Origin of the sequence: Desulfosarcina alkanivorans (assembly GCF_009688945.1) — a bacterium.
GTDB classification, from domain to species: Bacteria; Desulfobacterota; Desulfobacteria; order Desulfobacterales; family Desulfosarcinaceae; genus Desulfosarcina; species Desulfosarcina alkanivorans.
In genome coordinates, this window is record NZ_AP021874.1 from 4,477,758 (window position 1) to 4,500,271 (window position 22,514).

Annotated in this window: 17 protein-coding genes; 4 read left to right on the forward strand and 13 right to left on the reverse strand. The window is 60.7% G+C overall.

Annotated elements, in window-relative coordinates; all coding sequences use genetic code 11:
- Positions 1–854: 854 nt before the first annotated feature.
- The gene (locus tag DSCA_RS19575; protein ID WP_231716546.1) at positions 855–1,100 is read left to right on the forward strand and encodes a type II toxin-antitoxin system RelE/ParE family toxin; all 246 of its coding nucleotides are present in this window, start codon (positions 855–857) and stop codon (positions 1,098–1,100) included.
- Positions 1,066–1,428 carry a HigA family addiction module antitoxin gene (locus DSCA_RS19580; protein ID WP_155318032.1) on the forward strand — a complete coding sequence of 121 codons (363 nt, stop codon included), beginning with the start codon at positions 1,066–1,068 and terminating at the stop codon, positions 1,426–1,428. Before DSCA_RS19575 ends, DSCA_RS19580 begins: the two co-directional genes overlap by 35 nt.
- A 687-nt stretch (positions 1,429–2,115) precedes the next feature.
- Here DSCA_RS19580 and DSCA_RS19585 read toward each other — a convergent pair.
- The 4 genes from DSCA_RS19585 to DSCA_RS33065 all read right to left on the reverse strand — a co-directional run bounded on the left by DSCA_RS19585 (position 2,116) and on the right by DSCA_RS33065 (position 4,176).
- On the reverse strand, positions 2,116–2,532 hold the full coding sequence (locus DSCA_RS19585) for a type II toxin-antitoxin system HicB family antitoxin (protein WP_155318033.1): 417 nt from the start codon (positions 2,530–2,532) through the stop codon (positions 2,116–2,118).
- Between the two features lie 9 nt (positions 2,533–2,541).
- Positions 2,542–2,730 (reverse strand): type II toxin-antitoxin system HicA family toxin, encoded by a 189-nt coding sequence (locus DSCA_RS19590; RefSeq protein WP_155318034.1) that lies wholly within the window; start codon positions 2,728–2,730, stop codon positions 2,542–2,544.
- A 583-nt stretch (positions 2,731–3,313) separates the two neighbouring features.
- Entirely contained in the window at positions 3,314–3,628 is a 315-nt protein-coding gene (locus DSCA_RS19595; protein WP_155318035.1) for a HigA family addiction module antitoxin, read from the reverse strand.
- A gap of 11 nt (positions 3,629–3,639) precedes the next feature.
- A complete protein-coding gene (locus DSCA_RS33065; protein WP_331457108.1) occupies positions 3,640–4,176 on the reverse strand; it encodes a type II toxin-antitoxin system RelE/ParE family toxin in 537 nt (178 codons plus the stop codon).
- Between the two features lie 86 nt (positions 4,177–4,262).
- Here DSCA_RS33065 and DSCA_RS19605 point away from each other — a divergent pair, with 86 nt between their 5' ends.
- Together DSCA_RS19605 and DSCA_RS19610 are read left to right on the forward strand one after the other, a co-directional pair.
- Entirely contained in the window at positions 4,263–4,724 is a 462-nt protein-coding gene (locus DSCA_RS19605) for an L-2-amino-thiazoline-4-carboxylic acid hydrolase (RefSeq protein WP_155318036.1), read from the forward strand.
- Positions 4,699–5,133, forward strand: a complete 435-nt coding sequence (locus DSCA_RS19610; protein ID WP_155318037.1) for a DUF4405 domain-containing protein — start codon at positions 4,699–4,701, stop codon at positions 5,131–5,133. Before DSCA_RS19605 ends, DSCA_RS19610 begins: the two co-directional genes overlap by 26 nt.
- 371 nt (positions 5,134–5,504) lie before the next feature.
- On the opposite strand, the gene DSCA_RS19615 is transcribed toward DSCA_RS19610, so the two are convergent.
- From DSCA_RS19615 to ptsP, 9 genes are all read right to left on the reverse strand, one after another.
- A complete protein-coding gene (locus DSCA_RS19615) occupies positions 5,505–7,223 on the reverse strand; it encodes a DEAD/DEAH box helicase (protein ID WP_155318038.1) in 1,719 nt (572 codons plus the stop codon).
- Positions 7,216–8,304 (reverse strand): hypothetical protein, encoded by a 1,089-nt coding sequence (locus tag DSCA_RS19620; protein ID WP_155318039.1) that lies wholly within the window; start codon positions 8,302–8,304, stop codon positions 7,216–7,218. The genes DSCA_RS19615 and DSCA_RS19620 overlap by 8 nt, the downstream gene beginning before the upstream one ends.
- A complete protein-coding gene (locus DSCA_RS19625; protein WP_155318040.1) occupies positions 8,285–12,688 on the reverse strand; it encodes a coiled-coil domain-containing protein in 4,404 nt (1,467 codons plus the stop codon). The genes DSCA_RS19620 and DSCA_RS19625 overlap by 20 nt, the downstream gene beginning before the upstream one ends.
- Positions 12,672–13,457 carry a hypothetical protein gene (locus DSCA_RS19630; protein WP_155318041.1) on the reverse strand — a complete coding sequence of 262 codons (786 nt, stop codon included), beginning with the start codon at positions 13,455–13,457 and terminating at the stop codon, positions 12,672–12,674. Before DSCA_RS19630 ends, DSCA_RS19625 begins: the two co-directional genes overlap by 17 nt.
- Positions 13,454–15,067 carry a hypothetical protein gene (locus tag DSCA_RS19635; protein WP_155318042.1) on the reverse strand — a complete coding sequence of 538 codons (1,614 nt, stop codon included), beginning with the start codon at positions 15,065–15,067 and terminating at the stop codon, positions 13,454–13,456. The genes DSCA_RS19630 and DSCA_RS19635 overlap by 4 nt, the downstream gene beginning before the upstream one ends.
- Before the next feature lie 117 nt (positions 15,068–15,184).
- Entirely contained in the window at positions 15,185–16,645 is a 1,461-nt protein-coding gene (gabD, locus tag DSCA_RS19640; RefSeq protein ID WP_155318043.1) for an NADP-dependent succinate-semialdehyde dehydrogenase, read from the reverse strand.
- 154 nt (positions 16,646–16,799) lie between these two features.
- A complete protein-coding gene (nfsA, locus tag DSCA_RS19645) occupies positions 16,800–17,537 on the reverse strand; it encodes an oxygen-insensitive NADPH nitroreductase (protein ID WP_155318044.1) in 738 nt (245 codons plus the stop codon).
- The gene (locus tag DSCA_RS32305; RefSeq protein WP_197904633.1) at positions 17,538–19,991 is read right to left on the reverse strand and encodes a mechanosensitive ion channel domain-containing protein; all 2,454 of its coding nucleotides are present in this window, start codon (positions 19,989–19,991) and stop codon (positions 17,538–17,540) included.
- 139 nt (positions 19,992–20,130) lie between these two features.
- Positions 20,131–22,392 (reverse strand): phosphoenolpyruvate--protein phosphotransferase, encoded by a 2,262-nt coding sequence (ptsP, locus tag DSCA_RS19655; RefSeq protein WP_155318045.1) that lies wholly within the window; start codon positions 22,390–22,392, stop codon positions 20,131–20,133.
- Positions 22,393–22,514: the final 122 nt, after the last annotated feature.

Below are 22,514 nucleotides of genomic sequence, written 5' to 3' on the forward strand. Positions count from 1 at the left end.
CACAACCTAAATTACCGATAGCGAGTTCGCGAATCAGATTGATGGAAGAAATAAATCTGGAGCAAGAGGAAAAGAAACAGCACAAAGACGGTTATTTATACCACCATGACTTGGTGATTTCAAGCATAGGATTGATACGGTCTTTTCCCAACCGGTTTCTTGATGAAGTCCATACGGTTTGCTGATGTGGTATGGTGATTCGGGGTTGCCCAGACCAAGTGATTCGGGGTTGATTCGGGAGTTTGATTCGGGGTCGGACCAAGCTCGATGATTTATTGCCGCGGGTTCAGATCAAAAACAGGGCCCCTTTTTGGTCTTAAATCGATGTTTTCGGGGTCAAAAAGAGCGGTTTAAGGAATCATCCGGTAAAAGTCCGGAAATCGGGAATATGGATTTCGGCTGGAGGTTCTTTTCATTTTCTTGAACGGCCAAGAAAACGAAACAAAAGAATCCGCCCGCGTCACGGGTTGCCCCCTGCGCTTCTCGCCATCGGCGGGGTCTGTGGAACTCGCTGCGCTCAGACAGCCACAGACCCAACATCCGCCGATAGCTGCGATGCTCGGCCCGTGACGAAGGGGTAAATAGATTCGCCGTTGGCTCAATCCGATGGTCGTATCGGTTGTCGAGGCACAATAGGGACATTCTTTTAAGCTTTACGAACCTTTCCTTCTATGACTGCGCTTCTCAGTTTGAAATCAGCGCTTGCGAGCCATCTCAAACCTGCGATGCTCGCGGCTCAACCGCGGCGTTATGCATACTTTGCGAATAATTTGACAACTATAACGGACCCCATTATAATATGACCCATGATAAAAGCCTTTAAGTCTTCTGGCACAGAGGATATTTTTGATGGTATGGCATCTCAAGCAGCTCGAAGATGCTGCCCTCAATCTATTTGGCCAGTTGTTCGCCGGAAGTTGGATCAAATCAACAGAGTTCGGGAGATCAATGAACTTAAAGTGCCTCCTGGAAATCGCTTGGAACGCTTGAAGGGCGACCGAGAGAGTCAATACAGAATCCGCATTAATCAACAATATAGAATTTGTTTTACATGGGAGGAAGGCCATGCCTACGAGATCGAAATCACAGATTACCACTGATGTTGGGAGGCGGCTGCCTCGGAATCGTCCCCCGACACATCCTGGGGAAATGCTTTTCGAGGAATTCGTTAAGCCGCTTGACCTTACACAAGTAGAACTCGCTCGTTGCCTTGGCGTTTCTTACCCTCGTCTCAACGAAATTATTAAAGGCAGACGTTCGGTAACGCCTGATACGGCATTGCGACTTTCCCGTGTTTTGGGTATGTCCGCAGATTTCTGGCTGGGCTTGCAACAGGATTGGGATCTTTGGCATGCAATGAACAGTCCTGAGGCAAAACAGATTAATCGCCTGAAACCAATTCCCAGAGATCAACATTCTTTTGCATAACCATTTTCTGCGGTTGCGCTTCGCTCCAATGGACCTGACAGGCTCCGCTCACGCTCCCCCCTATCAAGGCCATTGGAGCCTACCGCGCTTCTCAGTTTGAGACCGGAAAATTTTGGGGACGCCTCTAATTATCTAATCAAGGAGACAAGGGGCCCTTTGCTTTTAAACTTAGACAAAGAGGATACGGGGTCGGATACGGGGTCGGACCAAGCTCGATGATTTTTTGCCGCGGGCTCAGATCAAAAACAGGGCCCTTTTTCGGTCTTAAATCGATGTTTTCGGAGTCAAAAAGAGCGGTTTAAGGAATCATCCGGTAAACGTCCGGAAATTGGGAGTATGGATTACGGCTGGAGGTTTTTTCATTTTCTTGAACGGCCAAGAAAACGAAACAAAAGAATCCGCCCGCGTCACGGGTTGCTTCCTGCGCTTCTCACCATCGGCGGGGTCTGTGGAACTCGCTGCGCTCAGACAGCCACAGACCCAACTTCCGCCGATGGCTGCGATGCTCGGCCCGTGACGAAGGGGCAAATGGTTTCGCCTCTGGCTCAATCGGTTGTATGGCACCAGCCAGGTCGGGGGGAGTTGGGGTGATGAATTAATAGAACACGGGGTCTATACATTCAACAAAATGAAATCGAGTCCATTCGACATTTCCGAAAAAGGTGAATCGCTCAGTTTGGGTGAATGCTATGCCGATTGCTGGGAATGATGTGAATGGATCTCATTCTGCGCGAGGTGAACGAGAAAGGAGGATCTTGACATTCCCCGTTTCTTTGCAGCTGCATCAATTTGTTTAAGGGTCATCTCTGGTACAGTAATATTCACCCTTACGGTGCGGGGTTTGGTATCCGGAACAGAAACAACAAGGTAGGCGACGGCCTCAGCGGAATCCTCATCAGCCATGATATCTTCAAGTTTGGACGGGGACGGCAATTGATCGCCGTCTTCAACCATTCCGTTTATATGGAGGGCAAGCGCCTCCTGGGCTAAATCCTTGGCCTCGTCAACGGTTTGCCCGGCTGTAACACAACCAGGAAAGTCTGGAAAAGATACGCCAAAATCAGATTTGGCCTCTTTGTGAACAATAGCGATATAATTTGCCATGATATTACCTCATTTGAACTTAATTCCCGATTGGCGCTCGATGCTTTTCAATGTGCCTATCGGCAAATCCTTTTTAGGGTGTGGCACGGTAACTCGCCCCTTTATTTGTGGATGCCGGAATTGAGTATGAGAACCAACTTTGGCAACCTCGTACCAGCCGTTTTGTTTGAGTATCTGAATGATTTTCCGGCTGTTCATAGTGTGTATTAATACACATCAAATAAGGCTTGTCAATATACATCAGTGTGGATACAGGAGGGATACGAGGTCGGACCAAGCTCGATGATTACGCGGATTCAGATCAAAAACAGGGCGCTTTTTTGGCTTTTAATCGATGTTTTCGGGGTCAAAAAGAGCGGTTTAAGGAATCATCCGGTAAACGTCCGGAAACTGAGAATATGGATGGCTGTTTGTGGTATTTTCATTTTCTTGAACGGCCAAGAAAACGAAACAAAAGAATCCTATCCGTTCATAGGGTTGAAATAATCAATGCATTGAAAGCACCGAATTTCAGGCGGTTACAAGGGGTCGCAGTTGCAAGGCGTCGGGCATGAAGACGTACACGTGGTACTTCGAATGCCCGGTAACGAAGCAGATGCGGTGCCCTGTGAACGCCTGCAAAGAATCCGCCCGCGTCACGGGTTGCTTCCTGCGCTTCTCACCATCGGCGGGGTCTGTGGAACTCGCTGCGCTCAGACAGCCACAGACCCAACTTCCGCCGATGGCTGCGATGCTCGGCCCGTGACGAAGGGGTAAATGGATTTTACAGTCAACTATTAAATCATGCGGCATTCAACGGTTGGATTTGAGACAATTCTTTTCTGTAGCGTTGCTCCGAATCCCAAAGGTCCCATGAATGCTGCACATTCAACCAGAATTCGGGCGAATTGCCGAAAAGACGAGACAATCTTAACGCCATAGCAGGACTTACCGCACGTCGTTCTCTTAAAATTTCATTTATCGTCTGGCGAGATACACCTAAGGCTTTTGCCATGGAAGTCGTTTTGAGTTCATAGTCCGGCATGAAATCCTCTCTAAGCATTTCGCCGGGGTGAGTTGGCCTGATTTCTCGCTTTGATGAGTTAGGTATAGCCATTTTATCTATCCTTAATGGTAATCGGTAATCTCAACATCGTAAGCATCGCCTTCGATAAAACGAAAACAAATTCGCCACTGGTCATTTATCGATATTGAATGTTGGCCTTTCCTGTCGCCTTTTAAAGCATGAAGCCTGTTACTGGGTGGCACCAAAAGGTCATTTATGTCATTTGCAAAATGGATAAATTCTAAACGTCTTATTGCCCTTCGTAATAAATCGGAAGGCATGCGTTTCGATTTGCCAGAAACGAATAACCGTTGGGTTTCCTTATTGGCAAATGATTTTATCATGGAGACACTGTAAACAGTCACGTGACAGTTGTCAATCATAATCAATGCTTGATAATTAAGCGGGTTGCCCAAGCGGGACAGGAAGCCGTTTCGCGGCTTTCCCCTCTCACGCCACCGGATATACGGGTCGCATATCCGGCTGTTCGGCTGGCCAGGACAGGCGCCCAAGACCTTGCGGCGACAGACCGAGTGACAGAAATAAGCGCTTTGGCATCCATCGTTGTTCGAACGCGGCGAAAAGGATTTCACCGTCATTCAGGCCGGTAAGGCAAAAATAGGATTTTTCATCTGCACTAAAATACCGGTTACCCCGGTCGCCAACCGCGCTATTTGGAGGGGGTATGAATTGGAATGCAGAACGCCATCATTTAACCGAACAGCTGGAAATTCTGAAGAAACTCAAAGAGCGTTTCGGTGAAGAGGCGATCGAGATCGCCAGCCAGGCGCGTTTGGAGGTCCATAAAACATGGATACGGCAATGGTCGCAAAATGCGTCGGGACGGCCTTCTGATATATTCAACCATTCCGCATTCGGTGTCACTTCAGCCGATGAAAGCCTGCTGGAATACGAGGTGCTTGAAGATACGGAAGAAAAATTCGAGGTGCACATTACCAACTGCAAGTATGCGGAATTCTACATCGCGCAGGGTGAACCGGAAATCGGCTATGCCATGCACTGCGCCCTTGATTTTGGTGAAGCAGCGGCCTTCTCACCGGATATGATCCTGAAACGCACAAAAACCCTGATGCAGGGCGATAACTGCTGCAACCACTGCTATGAACGGCTGCCATCAAGGCGCTGATTCTATTGCCACCGGTCGCGCCTGTCATCGTCAGCGAATTGCTTTTGAAGCGGAAGCGGAAATGAAAAAGAATTCCATAAAATATGTTGTCGATGTGATCTTATTTGTCGATATGTGTTCCATCGCCATGATCGGATTGCTGCTGGCCTTCATTATCCCCGATGGCAGGACCGGCCGCGGCGCCAGATATTTTCTGGGGCTGCACCGGCATGATTGGGGGAATATTCATCTTTATCTTTCAATACTGTTATTGCTGCTGCTGATTATCCACATCTGGTTCAATTGGACCTGGGTCGTTCAATCTTCTAAAAGATATTTTGGTCGTAACTGGAAGAATGCGCTGTGGTGCATTTCAGGCGCATGGATAGTGGTGTTGGCCGTTGCCTGTATTGTCTTAAAAATCGTTTAGATCATCTGCAACGACCTAATTGCGGTTAATTACACCTCGGGCTTTGCCCGAGCGACCCGGAGCGGTCCGGCAAGATATTCAATCAGCAGGAGCTTTTTTTGAACATCGAACGTCGAATGCGGAGATCGCTTCGTGCCGTCGTTTGATAAAAAAACACTCTCCCGCAGAGCCGCAGAGAGAAACAGCAGAATGGTTGGGCTGATGCCCAAAGATCAAAAGACAAAAACGGAACCAGACCATTTGTTCTTCATTTGGTTTCTCTTCAGAAAACAAACACCTCTGTGTCTCTGCGCCCTCGAGCGAAGCGGGCGAGAGAAAAAACCTCGGTCAATGTTGGACGTTCGGTGTTCGACGTTTCGAACCGTACGTTTCTAAAACAGCGACATCTGTCCTTTCAAATCCAAGGTCATGCCGGATTCATTTTCGAAGTCATCCTGAACCCCCTGGATCTCATCGGGCGTGAGGCCGGCCACGCTGGCGGTGATCGTATGGCCCTGTTCGTCTGCGTCCAGGTTGTTGATGCGGCACCCTTCGGGCAGCATCGAGAGGAGCAATGTCCGGGGGCCTAAGGGTCGCCCTCTGCGTTTGGGCATTTCATAGCGCACCGTACGCCCGGTGACCCTTTCCAGGTGCCACTTCAGGTAGGCATAGCGCTCGTTCTCCGTCCCGGGTGACCGGAAGGCAATTCGAAGGATCGTATCATCCACCCTCAACCTGGCGCCAGCCACCCCCGCCTGCCTGAGGATGTCCCGGGCCGATTTTCGGGCCGTTTCAAGGGCGCACCGTTCCTCTTTCGCCTCATAGTGCAGCACCGGTTCGCCGTCCAGACCGGCCGTAACCACCTCCGGCGGAAGGCTCATCAAAATCGACTGAACCGCTTCCATGGAGGTGGCCTCCCGCAGGCGCAGGAAGGCATCGGGGCAGGTGACCTTGATTCCGGAGACCGACCGGGCCTGGCGGAACGGATCCGAACCGCGGCTGCGCCATTTATTCGGAAGGCCCGCCATCTGGGTGGCCCCGTATTGCAGGGGATGGGCGCTTCGGTCGACGATGTCGATGACGATGCAGGCATCTTTGCCGGGAGCCGTCCGCAGGCCCCTTCCGATGCACTGGGTATAAACCAGCGGAGACGTGGTGGGCCTGGCCATCAGGATGCATTCCACGCCGGGATCGTCGAACCCCTCGGTGAGCACGCCGTAGTTGGTCAACACCTGGATGTCGCCATTGGTGAAGCGCTTCAGGATTTCGCCGCGATGCTTGCTCTTGCCGTCGATCATCTCCGCCCGGAACCCCAAGGTCGAAAAATCCGCGGCCAGATCTGACGCGTGGTCGACGCCGGAGCAAAAGGCGATGGTCTTTTTCCCCCCGCCCTGCTCCATCCACGCCTTGAGGGACAACGCCCGGTTGGCGGGCGTGTTCATCACCCGGGAGAGCGCGCCCACCTGAAAATCGCCGGCCGACATCCTGACCCTGTCCAGGTCCAGCTTCCCCCGGATGGTGAAATAGCGCATGGGCGCCAGATAGCCCAGATCCTCCAGGTCCGGACGGGAAATTTCGAATGCGGTGCGGCCGAAAATCTCCAGGGCGGACTTGCCGTCCGTGCGCTGCGGGGTGGCCGTCATCCCGAGCAGCAGGGTGTCCCGGTCGGCCCGGGTATGAAAATAATCGATCACCTCCGCCCAGCTCGGCGCCAGGGCCCGGTGGCACTCATCGCAAATGATCAGGGCGTAGGCCCTGGGATCGTAGTTGTCCTTACGCCGCACCAGGGACTGGACCGATGCCAGGAGGATGTCGCTCTCCCCCCTGGTGGTTCGCTTTCCCTGCTCGATCTGCACCTTGAGCCCCGGCAGATGCCGCCGGATGGTGCGGGCGGTCTGGTCGATGATTTCCCGGCGATGGGCCACGAAAAGCACCTTTCCGAACGCCCTCGTGGTGCGCAGGGCCTTGATGATGTGGGTCGCGATCACGGTTTTTCCGGCACCGGTGGGAAGGTAGAGCAGCATGCGCCGCTGGCGCTTCTCCCGGTAACGCGAGACCACGGCGGCAACGGCCTTTTTCTGATAGGGTCGCAGTCGAAAAAGTTTACGCATGCGTAAGCAATGATCCCCATACGGCTTCAATGTCCCCGGTGCTCAGGCCTTCCTGTGGCCAGCGCAGCGTATGGACGTTTTTCAGATAACGCGCCGCCAGGTCCCGGCCGAGCCATCGGCGCGCCCGGGCCGCGTCGTGATCGTTTTTTTGGCAGCGGGCGTAGGGGACCGGCCGGTTTTTCTCCAGCAGGGCCCGATAGAGACCTCGCTCCGCGGCCAGCGGGGGCATCTGCTTCTCCTCCCGGTACCGGTTGATGCGACAGGGAATGGCGATGCCGGTGGGATCCAGGTCGCCGAAGTAGCGGATACCGGCGGCGGCCACCTGATACTGGATTTCCTGCAGACCGTCGCTGGCGCGTTCGGCGGCGCAGGCCGCAAACCCCTGGCCGTAGACGATGGCGGCGTAACGGTGAAGGGTGTCGTTGGCCCGGCAGCAGCTCCAGTAGGTGCTGGAATTTTCCACGACCAGCAGGGGTTTTCCCGCGGTCTCGTCCGGGTTCAGGGAGAAGGAGCGGAAAGGGAGCGGCTCCGGGCAGTAGAAACAGTCCAGGTCGTCCAGGGTGATGCGGCCGCCGAACAGCCCGGTGCGGGTGTGGACGTCCAGGGCCTTTTCATCGCCGAACACCCGCAAGGCCCGTTCCCGGTGGGGCACCCTTACCGGCGCCGGCGGACGGTCGCGCAGGTAACGGTTCACCCGGACGGCCCGTTCCAGCTCCGCCCGGGTCCGCAGGGTGTGGGCAAAGGCCACCATGCGCGTGGGTTCCCATGCGGTTTCATTGCGCAGCGCGGCCAGCGTCTGCCGCCGGGTCAGCTGACGCTGATCTTCATCCGCGCGAATGGCCGTCACGTAACGCGGCAGGCCGGTCCGGCGATCCCAGAGATGCCGTGCTTTCGGCAGCCGCAGGCGTCCCTTTTCCGCCAGCGCGTTCAGGGTTTCCCGCAGCCGGTCCTGGAATTCGAAGTCGGACAGGTGCCCGGCGGTCAGGCGGCGGACGGCTTCCGCGAGGGTCTCCACCGGCACCCGCCGTCGCCGGCTGGCACCGAGCCCGGCCAGAACGGCATCACGCCAGGACGGATTCATCGGTTTTCTCCACGTTCAGTTCGGCGACCTCCAGCAGGTCGTAGGCCGTGTGATCGACCTCGACCTTTTTGTTCCCTTTGCGGATCGCCACCCGCAATTCGAACAGGTCCAGGGATTCGCGGTCGTTGATGCCGGTCAGGTACACGCACTGAATGCCCATGGCCCGGGCGACCTTCAACTGGGCATCCAGAAAATCCGATCGGTTGCAGACCCCCAGGGGGTTGTCCAGAACGAGAAAGGCGGGGATGCGGCCGTCGGGGTGGCTGTGGCGCTTTTTGCGCATGGAGATGAGCAGGGTGTAGAGCAGCACCGACGTGGTCAGCGCCTCGCCGCCCGACCCCAGGTCCTTGCCCACCGGTTCGTAGTTGCGGCCGGTGTCGTCGCACTTGAGCAGACGGATGCCGAAGGTCTTTTTGCCCGTGGCGGCCCCCAGCAGCTGATAGAGCAGTTCCCCGCCCAGGCAGTTGCCCGCACGCGGATTGACTTCGGGCAGGCGGTCCTGCTGGATCAGCTCGTGGAGCCAGTTTTCCACCGACCGCCTGAAATCCTCGCCATGGCGGGTGAAATCCAGCCGCGTGCCGGCACGCAGGATGCTTTGCCCGCCGTAGACGTAGACGTCGGCGGGCAGGCGCTGCTGCGCAGCGGTCTGCAGCTTCTGGTGATACTCCTTGGCGCGAGAGAGGAGCATGTCCACCAGGTTGTCCATGATCTGCTGGGAAATCGACAGGTCGCTTTCCATGTTCTGGGCGATCTCTTCACAGCGCCCGATCAGTTCCTCGGCCTGGACGCCGAGGGATTCGGTATCGTGGCGCCTGAGTTCGTCGATCACGGCGGGCAGGTGGCTGCGGAAGCGTTCACCCTGGAGGTCGGCCTGGAGGCGTTCGAAGCCGTTGCCCATCCGGCGGCGGGCCGCATCCACGGCGCTGCGTTCCTTGTCACAGGCGGCCATGCGCTCGCGCACCTGCGCCTGCAGGGTACGCACCGCCGCGACGGCCGCGTCCACGGTCGGCGCGCCGGCGATGTCCGGCCAGTCCTCACGGGGAGAGTGTTGGTCCCACACCGGGGCGAAGGCCTGGGTCTCGGCCAGGCCGATCCGGGTCTCCTGACGCCAATCCGCGTGGGCTTTGAGTGCGGTCTGGAGTTCCCGGCAGCGCAGGCTCAGGCGTTCGTGGGTCTGTTCGTGGCGGTCCGCTTCGCGCTGGAAACGGTGAATCACGCCGACCAGGTCCTGACCGGCGAGATCCGCCTCGAGAATATCCGGCCGGATGCCCCTGCCGGCGAATTCGGACAATGCGTCGTTTTGCCGATGGACCTCCTCCTTCCAATGCCCGATACTCGCACGCAGGCCGCCACGCTTGCCGGTACGCACCTCGACGGCGTCGCTGATCTCCTGCCGGCGCGCGTCCCTGTCCGCCGTACTCCGGGCGGCCCAGCGATCGGCCAGAGCGGCGTCGTGGGGGTGATCCCGGCGCTGGGTTTCCAGCCGCGCTTCCCTCTGGCCGATGGCGGCCTGAATCGTGTCCAACTCCTTCTGCAGGGTCTCTATGCCCAGTTCGTCGGCCTTGCGGCGCTGTTGCTCGCGGGCCTCTTCGAACAGCGTTTTCAGGGTCGCCCGATCCATGCTCCGGGCCGCGTCCCGGTCTCCGTCGGAGAGGACGGCGTCTTCGGGTTTGGGAACATCGCCGGCGCGTTCATCCAATCCTTTGATCAGGATGCGCCGCTCCCGGATGTCGCCCCTGAAGTCGGCCGCCTCCGCCTCGATCCGCCTGAGGTTCCGGTCCTCGGCATCGATGCTGGCGGCCAGCGCCGCCTTTGCGGCGAGCATCTCCTCCGCGTCCCGCTTCCAGTCTTCCAGCAGTGCATACTGCCCCAGCCAGGCCTCGACCTGGCTGCGGCGCTCGGCCAGGCGGACCGCGTCGGCGGCGAGGGCCTGGATGGCCTGCTCCTGGTCGGCCTTGCGTTCCCGCAGGGTCTCGGACAGGTCATCCGCATCGGCGATCTTTGCAGTCAAATCGGCCAGGGTGTGGTCCAGTTCCCGCACCCGCTCGGCCAGGGCGGTCACGGCGGCCGCGTCCGGGAACGTCTCGCGATAGGCGTGCAGGTCCCGGCTGTCGGCCGCCATCTCGCGCAGTTCGCCGGTCCGTTCGTCGATATCCCTGACCAGGGCGTCGCGCCGTTCGCGGACCCGGTCGCGGGTTTTTTCCAGGTGGTGTTTCGCGTAGACACCCGGATCGTTCGGACAGATCACCGCCTGTGCGACGGCCTGCAGCCGGTCGGGCGCCACAGGGGTGGAGACGACCACGGGACGGTGGAGCCATTCCGGCACAGGCAGGCCCTGCACCGCCTCGACGACCGCCTCGGTGGCGGCCATGATCCCGGTGAATCGCCCGGGATCGCTCTCGATGAACCGGGCGATCTCACCGGGCGATGCGTACAGCCCGGCCAGGTATTCGGGGAAGGCTTTCAATTCGCCGGGGGAGATCCCCTCGGCGTGGCAGTGGGCGATCAGCTTGCGCGTCTGGTCGTCGACGGTCAGGGTGTCGATGCCGGTCAGCCGCTCCAGTTCCATCTCCAGGTCCAGGCGCCGCCGCTCTTTACGGGCCAGCTGATCCCGTCTGCGCACGATGGTGTCGTCGAACCGGGACACCAGTTCGGCGGACGTGGGTGCGAATTCCGGCTTGCCGGCCACCCGCTGAAGGTGGGGGGAGGCCAGCAGTTGTTGCCGCTTCCGGGCCTCGTCGTCCTTGCGCTCGCCGGCCTGCTGCCGGTGGACGTCGGCCTCGGAGCGTTTTCTCTGCAGCGTCCGCCACCGGCTGTCGCCGGCGCGCATCTCCTCATCGAGAGCCGCGCGGCGGCCATGGGCGGCGGTGAGACGCTCCTCCAGGGCGCCGATCGCTTCGGCCAGACGCTCCCGGGCATCCTCGGGCCGTTCGCCCGGCTTCAGGGGCAGGGCGTCGCGGCGCTCTTCGGCCGCCCTGACGCGGGCGGCGTTGCCGAGTATTTTTTCCTCCAGGTCTCCCTGTTGCGCAGCGAGGGTTGCCCGCCGCCCTTCTGCGGCCGTTGCGGCGGACGCCAGATCCACGATACGCGATTCCCGTTCGCCGACCTCGTCCAGCAGCCGTCGTCGGTCCGCGTCGAGGCGGGCGTGGTATTGAAGGGCCAGGTTGTCGATCCGCTGCAGCAGGGGCGAGAGCGCCGCATCCGCCTGGAGCAGGGCGTCCCGCCGGATCTCCGCCTCGGCCCGCTGGCGGCGGATGTCGGCGATGAAGCCGGCGGCGTTGAGGGCGCTCTCTTCGTCCTTGAACGACCGGATCTCCGTCTCGGCCTGCTCGACCTCCCGCCCGGCCTGGGCGATCTGCTGCCGGACCTGAAGGCGCTCAACGGCCAGGGCGTTGGCCCGGGCGGCCTCCCGTCGGGCGCGCGCCGCGAGGCGCTGTCCGTCGGCCTCTTTCATCGCGGGATCGAGGATCTTCAGCTGGCGCGCGGCCGCGTCGTCGGCCTGCTTCATCAGGTGGGCCGCCTCACCGAGAACGGCCTGGGAGCCGGCCACGGCATCCCCGGCGTCGCGCCAGGTGCGCGCCAGGAGGTCGAAGTCCGCGATGCGCGCCTTCAGGTCCCGCGCCACGCCGAGCTGGGCGATCTTGCGGGGCCGGTCCTCCATCTTCTTCAAGGATTTGCCGATGGTGTCGCGCAGGGTGACGGCCGCGTCCATGTCGGCCACGCATCCCAGGAAAAAATTGAGGAACTCCGCCTCGGAGCGGAACTTGAACGCATCCTTGATACCGCCTTCGCTGCGCGCGAAGTCGATCTGGCGGTCGATCAGCCAGGGGTCTAAACCCAGCCGGTCTAAGGAGTCGGTCCACTCCTTCTGACTGGTGGTGTGCTGAACGTGCGGTGCGGCGAAATCCCGCACGGTCCGCCAGGGCTGCTCCTGATCCAGAAGGGGGTTCCATTTCTCCCGCAGCCGTTCAAAGAAATCAGGGGAATGGGCAATGAAGAAATGGCGGTCCACCTTGTCCTTCGCGCTGCGATGCCGGTAGAGGAGCTGGCCGAGGACCAGGTGCGCCTCGGGGGCGGCGTCGAACAGGGTGGGCGCGTCCAGGCTGGCCATGTCCAGCATCACCACGGCGGGACGGCCCGGGATCAGGTACTGCTCCAGCGTCTTGTCCCCGGTGGACTGAAGATGCTGGACGAAACGCCGCTGGTCCGGGGAGAAGACGTTGAGAATGAACGACAGCACGGTGGTCTTGCAGGTGCCGTTGGCGGCGAAGAGCACACCGTGGTCGGCCTGGCCGCTCTCGCGTACGATGGGCACGAAGGCGTTGCGCAGCAGGTTCTCTCCGGCGGTGATGTCGCTGATGAAAATTTTACAGAGTCGATACATCGTCGTTCTCTCCCGGTTCGGCCGACGATCCGGTTTCCGCATGGTCGGCCAGAATATCGCGGAACGCGTGGAAGGAGTAGACGATCCCCTCCCGCATGGAGGTCTGGTATGCCGGTGTGGGTCGGTACTCCACGTCGCCGGGGGTCTCCTCGAAGACGAGCAGGTAGCCGGTCTCCACGAGGTGCTCCAGAACCCGCTCGACCAGGTCCACCCACGAATTGCCGGCGCCGGCGCGCAGCCGGTCCGGGTTGTCTTCGGGCAGTTCCCGCAGCCGCCGGGCCACGCTGCGCACCTGGGGGTGCAGGCGGTCCTCTTCTTCGGGCAGGGCGGCTTCGGCATGGGCAAAGCGGCGCAGGATGGCGATCACGTCCTCCATGGTGATGGCGCCCAGGTCCTCCACGGGCATGTCCAGGTCCGCCTCGGTCGGGAAAAAGGCGGTCGCGACGGCACAGTGCACCGGCAGCACATCCGCGGCCTTGAGGTCGCTGCGGGCCAGCAGCCGGCCGTAGTCGGTCAAGGTGGCGGCGAAAAAACCGTCGGCGTTGCACGCCGCCAGGCGCAGCCCCCCCTCATCCAGGGCCAGCAGCCGCAGCGCCATGGCCCGCAGGCCCGCATCCACCGCCGAGCGGAAGGCTTCCTCGGCCTGGAACCGCTGCACCAGTTCGGTCATCTCGGCGCTGTTCTGGGTGACAATGCGTTTCCGGCCGCTGCTGTAGGCCAGGCTCAGGTAGATGAGCCGATTGGCTTCATAAATCGTCTCGACGCTCATGGGGAAACCTCCGGCGCCCGAACGGCGCCCTGATGGATCAGCCGGATGTCGTGACCCCGGTAGCGGCGGCCGGCACACAGGGGCACCGTCACCCGCAGCCCGGGATCGTGCACCGCCACCCGGATGCGGTGCCTGGCGGCCAGACGCCGCTCCACCGTGCACTGGAACACGGCCATGGCCACGGCCACGGGGAGCAAATCACCGTCATCCGCAGCGGCGGCACGGTGTGACGCCGCTTCCAGCAACCGGCTGAGCAGGACCTCACCGTCGGAGGCCACCATGTCGTGAACCAGTTCGAAAGCATCGTGCATCAGCCGATCGTTCAGTTCGGATTCGAAGCGCCGGATCGGGCTGCCGTCGATCTCGTGAACCGGCTGGCTTCGGTCCCCGGGCACATTCTGGCGCTCCAGGGCCCGGTCGCACGCCTCGATCACCGCCGCCGGATCGAACAGGGTGCGCTGGGCCGGCGGATCGATGCGGGCAATGAACTCCGCGCCCACCCGCGCCGCGTCGTCCTCGCCCAGGCGGCACAGGCGGCGCATCACCGCCTCCATGGGCGGAAACGCACCGAGACTGCGCCGCCGGAAGAGCTTGAAACTGTGATAGTCGTAATCATCGGGAAGCTGCTGCAGCTCGGTGGTAAGATTCATCAGCTGGGTGTTGAGACGCTCGAGCCTCTCGGCCAACCGGTGAAGCGTGGCCTCGTGCCGGTTGCCGGCCGACCGGGTCAGGCTCTCGACGACCATGTTGTGCAGCCGCCGCCCCTCCTTCTGGATGGTCGTGGCCTGGCTGACGCCATCCTCGGCCAGTGCCCGCACCCGGCCGAAGTCCACGGCGTGGATGTTGCGCCGGATCTGCCGGCGGGTGGTGCGCACCTCCAGGGCTTTGCGGGCGCACTGCTTGCGGTTGCCGTCGGCAACGGAGATGGCGTCGGCCACGTTGCCCCGCTCGATCAGCAGCTTGATCCGAAGATTGCCGATGGCCGTGGCATCCAGGGCGCCGGTTTCGTGAAGCCCGAAATAGGCCGTATAGCCTTCGTCGGTGAGCGTGAACAGGGCCTCGCGCCCCTCGCCGGTGTATACCGTCTTGATCAGCCAGAACCGGCGGTGGCGATATTCGCCGGCGGTGCCGTCGAACCAGGTGTATTCGAAGGGCAGGTAGCGGTTGTGGCGGTTGACCAGATGATCGAACACCTTGCCCAGCACATCGGCCAGTCCCTCGCCGGTGGCCTCGATCCCGCAGGCCGCCGCCTGCTTGCGGGCCAGGGGACAAATCCGGTCCAGAATTTCGGCGCGGGTGGCGCCGGACTGGTACTCGGTCAACTCCGAGATGACATCAAGGATGGCAAAGGCGAGCCACAGCAGGTCCAGCCCATCCCATATGACGCCGGGGTCGTCGGCGTCTCCCAGTCGGAAGCGGCGGGCCTCCAGCTCGAATACGGGCCGCATGATCAGCGCGCTATAGACCGCCCGGCCCACGTCCAGCGCAAAACCCGCATCGGCCTGCTTGTCCGGCCCGGCAGCGGCTGGCGATTCCGTAACGGCACCGTCGCCCTCGTCCGTGGTTTGTCGTCGCCGTACGAAATCAATGAGATCGAGTTGAATGGGCATCTTCGCTTCAGGGCCTCTGCGCCGGTGGTGTTGCAATCAGAACCTGCGAGGTTCACGAAAGGGTATAGCCCAAAGCGGGTCGGTTTTCAATCGGGACAAAATGCGTTAACCGCCCCGTCAGCCCTCGATCCCGGCCAGGCACAGATACTTCATCTCCAGGTACTCCTCCATGCCGTAACGGGACCCTTCCCGGCCGATGCCCGACTGCTTGATCCCGCCGAAGGGGGCCACCTCGGTTGAAATCAATCCCGCATTGATGCCCACCATGCCGAACTCCAGGGCTTCGGACACCCGGAAAATCCGGCCGAAATCGCGGGCGTAAAAGTAGGCCGCCAGGCCATAGGGCGTGTCGTTGGCCATGCGGATGGCATCCGCTTCCGATGAAAAACGGATCAGCGGGGCCACCGGGCCGAAGGTTTCGTCGGCGGCGACGTCCATGTCGGCATCCACGTCTCCCAGCACCGTGGGCTGGAAAAAGGTGCCGCCCAGGGCATGGGGCTTTCCGCCGGTCAGAAGCGTGGCGCCCCTGGAAAGCGCGTCGTCGATGTGGCGGGACACCTTGGCCAGGGCCGAATCGTCGATGAGCGGTCCCTGCTGTACGCCAGGGTCCACGCCGCGGCCGACCTTCAGCTTCTGCACTTCGGCAACAAACCGTCTGGAGAAATCATCGTACACGCCGTCCTGAACAAATATCCGGTTGGCGCACACACAGGTCTGGCCGGTGTTGCGATACTTGGACACCATGGCCCCCTGCACCGCCTGATCCAGGTCCGCATCGTCAAAGACGATAAAGGGTGCATTGCCCCCCAGCTCCAGGGAAACTTTCTTGATGGTCGCACCGCTTTGGGCCATGAGCGTTCGCCCCACCTCCGTGGAACCGGTGAAACTGAGTTTGCGGACAATGGGGCTGGCGGTGAGCTCGCCGCCGATGATGCCTGCCGATCCGGTGATCACGTTGAAGACGCCGGCGGGAACCCCCGCCCGCTGGGACAATTCGGCCAGGGCCAGGGCGGTCAGCGGCGTCTGGCTGGCCGGTTTGACCACGATGGTGCAGCCGGCGGCAAGGGCGGGGGCCGCTTTGCGGGCAATCATGGCTGCGGGAAAATTCCAGGGGGTAATGGCCGCGCAGACCCCCACCGGTTGTCGAAGGACGATGATGCGCTGGTCCGCTGACGTCGCCGGTATGGTATCCCCGTATACCCGCTTGGCCTCCTCGGCAAACCATTGCATGAACGAGGCCGCAAAGGCGATCTCCCCCCTGGCCTCGGCCAGGGGCTTTCCCTGCTCACTGGTCAGGACGGCCGCCAGGTCCTCCTGGTGATCCATCATCAGGCGGTACCAGCGGTGGAGCACTTCCGAGCGTTCTTTGGCGGTGCGGCGGCGCCATGCCGGCAGCGCCCTGTCGGCCGCGTCGATCGTCTGGCGGACTTCTTGGGCGGAAACAGCGGGCACGGTGCCCACGCTGCTGCCGTCGGCAGGGTTGGTCACCGCGATGGTCTTGCCGGATCGGGCATCGGTCCATTTTCCGTCTATCCAGGCCTGTTGGCGAAACAGGCCGGTATCATTGAGTGCAATCATGATCGAGGCCTCCATGGCGTTGATGTGGTTTCAGGTCGTGCCCATCCATTAATGGCTATTTCCGGATCGACACCAGGCAATGAACTGTAAACTTAAGGCCGGAAGGTCGTCCGTCAATCGGGATTGGCCTTTTAACCGTTGGCGCGCTTCCGTTTTATTTCAGGAAGAAGCCTTTTTTCTCCAGGAAGGGTTTCATGTGGGGCCGGATCACCCGGCCCATGAAGTCGGCCATCTGCCGGGTCCAGGTCTCATCTTTGAGGTTGCTGTTGCGATTCAGGTAATAGTGGTTGGTGGTCCGGTCATAGGCCCCGAACATATCCGGGTCATGCTGCGGCGGATAACGGTCGGTAAACAGCACGGCCTCGACCGGCAGGCGCGGTTTGGGGGGCGGGTCGTGGGCCGGCCACCCCAGGCACATGCCGAAAACCGGATAGGCCTGGTCGGGAATGTCCAGCAGGTCGCACACCGTCTGGGGGTCATTGCGGATGCCGCCGATGAACACGCCGCCCATGCCCAGGGACTCGGCGGCCAGCAGCACGTTCTGGGCCAGCAGGGCCGCATCGACGGTGGCGGTGACAAACTGCTCGGCCCACCCCTTTTCCGCACTGGTGTCATGGAGGCGGCAGGCGGCGTCCAGCCGGTTGAGATCGGCGCAGAAAACCAGGAACACCGGGGAGCTGGCCACCCAGGCCTGGGGGCCGGCAAGGCGGGCGAGGGCCTGCCGCTTGGCCATGTCCCGCACCCGTATGACGGTGTATGCCTGGACAAAATGGGAAGTGGCCGCGCATTGGGCTGCCGCAACGATCGCCTCGAGGGTCTGGTCATCCACCTCCCGGTCCGCAAATTTACGGATCGACCGGTGGGCTTTCATCAGGTCAATGATCGCATTCATTCAGGCTTCACCTTTCGCTAAGGTCGGGGATGAAGCGCCCTTCACGCCGATGGCGGCATTGTCGTCCACACTGCGCAGGTGCAGGTCCCGCTGGGGAAAAGGAATCTCGATGCCTTCGTCACGGAACCGCCGGTCGATGTCCCGTATCAGGGCACTCTGGACGATTCGCCGGTCATTGAAATCGGCAATCCACACCCGCAGCTGAAAATCCAGGGAGCTGTCGCCAAAATTCAGGAACAGCACCACGGGCTGGGGATCCTTGAGCACCCGGTCACTTTCCGTGGCCACGGCCATGAGCACCCGCATCACCGCTTCCACATCGGAACCGTAGGCCACGCCCACCGGAATGGAAAGGCGCATGCCGCGGTCACCCAGGGTCCAGTTGGTCACCTGATTGGCGATCAGGTCTCCGTTGGGCACCACGATCTCGGCACGGTCGAACGTCTGCACCGTTGTTGCCCGCAGCCCCAGGTTAAGCACGCGCCCCTGCTGGCCGTCGTTGAGCTGGATGACATCGCCCACCTTGACGGGTCGCTCGAACAGCAGAATCAGTCCGGAAACAAAATTATTGACGATGGCCTGCATGCCGAAACCGATACCGACGCCCAGCGCGCCACCGATGATGGTGACGTTTTTCAACTCAAATCCCAGGGCGGACAGGGCAATCAGAAAGCCGACCAGCACCAGGGCATAATGGACCAGGCGCACAATGGACAGCCGGGCACCGGTATCCATCTGGCCGCGGTTAAGCACATTTTCCATGAGCAGGGCCTGAAGACCCCATGAAAAAACGAATGCACCATAGAGGATCAGACCGGCCGTCACCACCACACCGACGGTTATTCGCTGCTCGCCCATGGTGACCCCGAAGGTGAAAAAAGCCTGCAGGGCCTCCACGGGAAAAGCATACCACTTCCAGACCACCAGCAGGTTGGCGGCCACGAAAACGACGATCAGGGTGTTGGTCAGAAAGATGACCCGCCGCAGGATAGTGTCGGCATTCCGGCGGAGAAAGGAAAACTGGTCCATGGGCAGAAACTCGACGCCCAGATTCAGGGCCACGCGCACCAGCCGGAGCATGGCCCACCCCATGAGCAGCAGAATCGACGTGCGGATGGCACCGTCCATGATCTGGACGGCGAAATTGCCAAAGCCGATGACGTCCGCCGCAGCGACCAGGGTAAACACCGCAACAATCAGCCGGAACAGCCACACCTGCCAGGCCGGCTTGCCGGCGGCGGCCACGGACCGGCTCCGCCAGCCAAAATAGACCAGGCCGGCCACGGACCAGGCCAGGAGAAACAGACGCATGGGGGCCATGGGCACCCTCAGGACCAGCAGCACCTGAAATCCGATGGTCACCAGGATCAGGATGTAGATGGCCCGCTTGATCCAGGGTTCTTTGACAAAGGCCGAAACGAGCCTGGCCGTCACGACCCCGGCCACGGTCTGTACCACGACGCGCCAAAGGGTCGGCGACGGCCCGTAAAGAAAGGAGAGGGTAAAGATGGCCACAAAAATCGACAGGGAAACCGGTCGTTTGGCCAGGAACCGGCGATCGGCATGGTCGAGCAGACGCGGCCGGTATCGCCGAACCAGTGCAAACATGAAGGCGAAAACGACCCCCTGAAGGGCAATGACCCACCAATTTTGCTCAAAAAACACCGGATCCGGCTGAATCAGTGGCTTGATCAGCCGCGCGGGTTCATGGGTCAGTTCAATCAGCTCCTGCAGATAGGCAATGGAAAACATCGCAGGCATGCCGCCGCGCAGGGTTTCGCCACGCTGTTGCGCCATCATGGCGTCGATCTGATCGGTAAGGCTGCCGAATTTCGCCCCGATATCTCCGGCCTGCTGCTGAACGGCCAGCAGCGGCTCCAGTTTTCGGGAAATAATATCCAGCGCCTCGCCAATATCCGTGCCGGCCCGGGTAAAGGCATCGGCAACGCTCTTTAATGCCAGATCCGCCCCCAGCTGAGAGCGCCACCCATCCCAGCGGTTCTTTTCCGCCAGCCAGGCGTGGCGGCGCGCCTCCACCTCCCGGATCGCCTCGGTGAGGGCTTCCGAAACGCGCTGGACGGCGTCGGCTTCGCTGCGGACCTCCCCCTTCAGTGCGGCCAGCTGCTGATAACTCTGCAGGTCTTCATCCTTGAGGAGGCTCAGCCGGAGGTTGAACCGGTCTGCCTCTGTGCTGGCGGCTTTGAGCCGCAATTCCAGTTTCTGCAGATTGTCGACGGCTGCAGGCCTGTTCTTAAGTACGGAGAGGCGCTGCGACAGGGCGCCGGCCTGGTAGACGACATCGGCCAGGCTGGGGATCACGGGCGGGGTTGCAGCATTGCTGACCGCTGGCGCCGGCTCTTGACCCGACACCGGGGTGACGGTACCGAAAGCGAACCAACCCATGACCATAAACGCACATAGAACACGGACGGAAACAACGGTGGACGATCTCATAGTCAGGAGTTCCTGGTCAGGTTAAACGAAAAGGGGTGGATCATTAAGGTGACGGTCCAACGCCTGCAACCGGTATGGATTCTATACCAACCGGTATGCGGAATCAATGCCGGAAAAAGCGCCCGGTGGTCTGACCCTTTCAGAATCCGGCCAGGCATTTTTGAACCCCGGCGATGCTTCCCGCAGCCATCATCTCCAAGGCGTGGTTCCGGCATCGGTTGATTTCCAGGCCGGCGATGCACTGGTTCACGCCGGGCATGAACTGGGGGTCGAGACTCAGCCGTCGGATGCCGATTCCCAGCAGGAAAGGAATCATGGCCGTGTCGTGGCCCATTTCCCCGCAGATGCTGATCGGTTTGTCATGCGCCCCGGCAATCCTCACCACCCGCTCAAGCGCCCGCAGCACCGCCGGGTGCTCGGGTCGATAATAGTCGGCCACCCGCTTGTTGCCGCGGTCGACACCGAGCATGTACTGGACGAAATCGTTGGTGCCGATGGCGAAAAAATCGGCCAGGGCGGCAAACTCGGCCATGGTCTCCACCACCGCGGGCAACTCCACCATCATGCCGATGGCCGGGTGGTCGTGGTGGTCCAGCCCCTCCGCCTCGAGGCGATCCATGCAGTCGTTCAGCACCTGTCTGGCACGCAGAAAATCGTCCGGCGAAGAGATCAGGGGAAACATGATGCCCAGTGACTCGCGGCCGGCGGCGGCACGCAGGATGGCACGGAGCTGCTGCTCGAAAATATCCCGGTAGGCCAGGGTGAACCGGATGGACCGCAAGCCCAGCTCCGGGTTGGCTTCTTTGGCGGCATCCGAATAGGCCAGCGTCTTTTCACCGCCGAGGTCCAGAGTGCGAAACACCACCGGCCGGTCGCCCATGGCCGACACCACCTTACGGTAGACCAGGTACTGCTCGGTCTCCGATGGAAACGAGGGCCGGATGAGAAAGGGAAATTCGGTCCGGTAAAGGCCGATGCCCGCCGCACCCATCCGCCGGGCCAGGGGCAGTTCCCCCAGCAGGTTGATGTTGGCCAGCAGGTCGACCGCCGTGCCGTCCGTTGTCCGCGCGGTGCCGGCCGGCATCGACGTTGGGCGGGCGGCCACCTGCTGCCGGGCCCGGTTGCGGGCATCGAACCGGTCAACGATGTCCGCGGAAGGATCCACGTAGACATTGCCCACCTCCCCGTCCACCAGCACCAGGGTATCGGGAGGCAGATGGAGCAGTTCCGGGCACTGGACGACCACCATGGGAATCTTCAGGGAACGGGCGACAATGGCCACGTGGGCGGTCACGCCGCCGTTGGCCAGCACGATGCCCGCCACGGATTCGGCGGACAGCTTCAGCAGTTCCGACGGGTACAGGGCCCGGGCGACGACCACCCTGCCGGTGCTGTCCTGGCTGTCATCCGTTGACGGCGGCGCCAGGTTGCCGAGCAGCCGGCCGGCCAGGTCTTCGATGTCACCCACCTTTTCCCGGATATACGGATGGGGGCTGTCGGCAAACAGGTCGATGTATTTGCCGGCCACCTCCCGCACCGCCCGGGTGGCCGGCAGGCCAGCTTCGATTTTTGCGGCCATGCTGTCGATGAATTTAGGGTCCTTGAGCATCATGAAATGGGCGGCAAAAATCAGGGACGCACTCTCCGGCAGCCGCTCGGCGCAACGTTGCTGGAGGACGTCCAGCTGATCGGCGGTTCTGGCTGTGGCCCTTCGGAAATCGGCCATGGTGCCGCCTTCCGATTCCCGGGAGCCGGCCACGAGCTGGGCGTGGCTTTTTCCCCATACCGTGGCCCGGCCGCGTGCAAATCCACCGGAGACGCGCTGTCCCTTGATAAACCCCAGGTTGCACACCGGTCGTTCGGGAATGCGGCACATGCGCTGCAGATCCATGAGCAGGCGGGCATTTTCCAATACCGCGGCCAATTGGGCGCCGGTGGCCTTCAAGGCCGTGACATCCGTGGTCTCGAAATAGTCGGGTTCGGTGTGCTGCACCACCAGGACACCGATCTTGACCACACCCTTCTGGATGGGCACGGCCAGGAAGGATTCATAGGGCAGCTCATCGGTTTCCGGAAAATAGCGGAACCGCGGATTCTTGCTGGCGCGCCCCTCGCAAACCGGCTTTCGGGAGGCCATCACCGTGCCCACCAGTCCCTGGCCGGGCCCCATGCGCACCCGGTCCACCGCTTCCGGATTGAGTCCGACGGTGGCCTTGAGCACCAGTTCGTCAGCCGTTTCGTCGTGCAGGTAAATGGAGCACACCGGTGTCCCCAGATGCTCGGAAACCAGGACCACGGTGCGCTGGAGAAAATTTTCGATATTTTCACTGCCGGTGACCAGGGCGGACAAATCGCTCAGGTCACAAAGCATATTCAGCAGATCTTGCCGTTTGCCGGTCATCGGTGGTCGAACCTTTCAGATCAATGGGAGAATCGGTTTGGGAATGGCTAACATAATGCATCTCCTGTACCGGGTCCAGTATCAGGCTGAAAACCGCCAAAAATGGAACCGGCAGGTGTAAA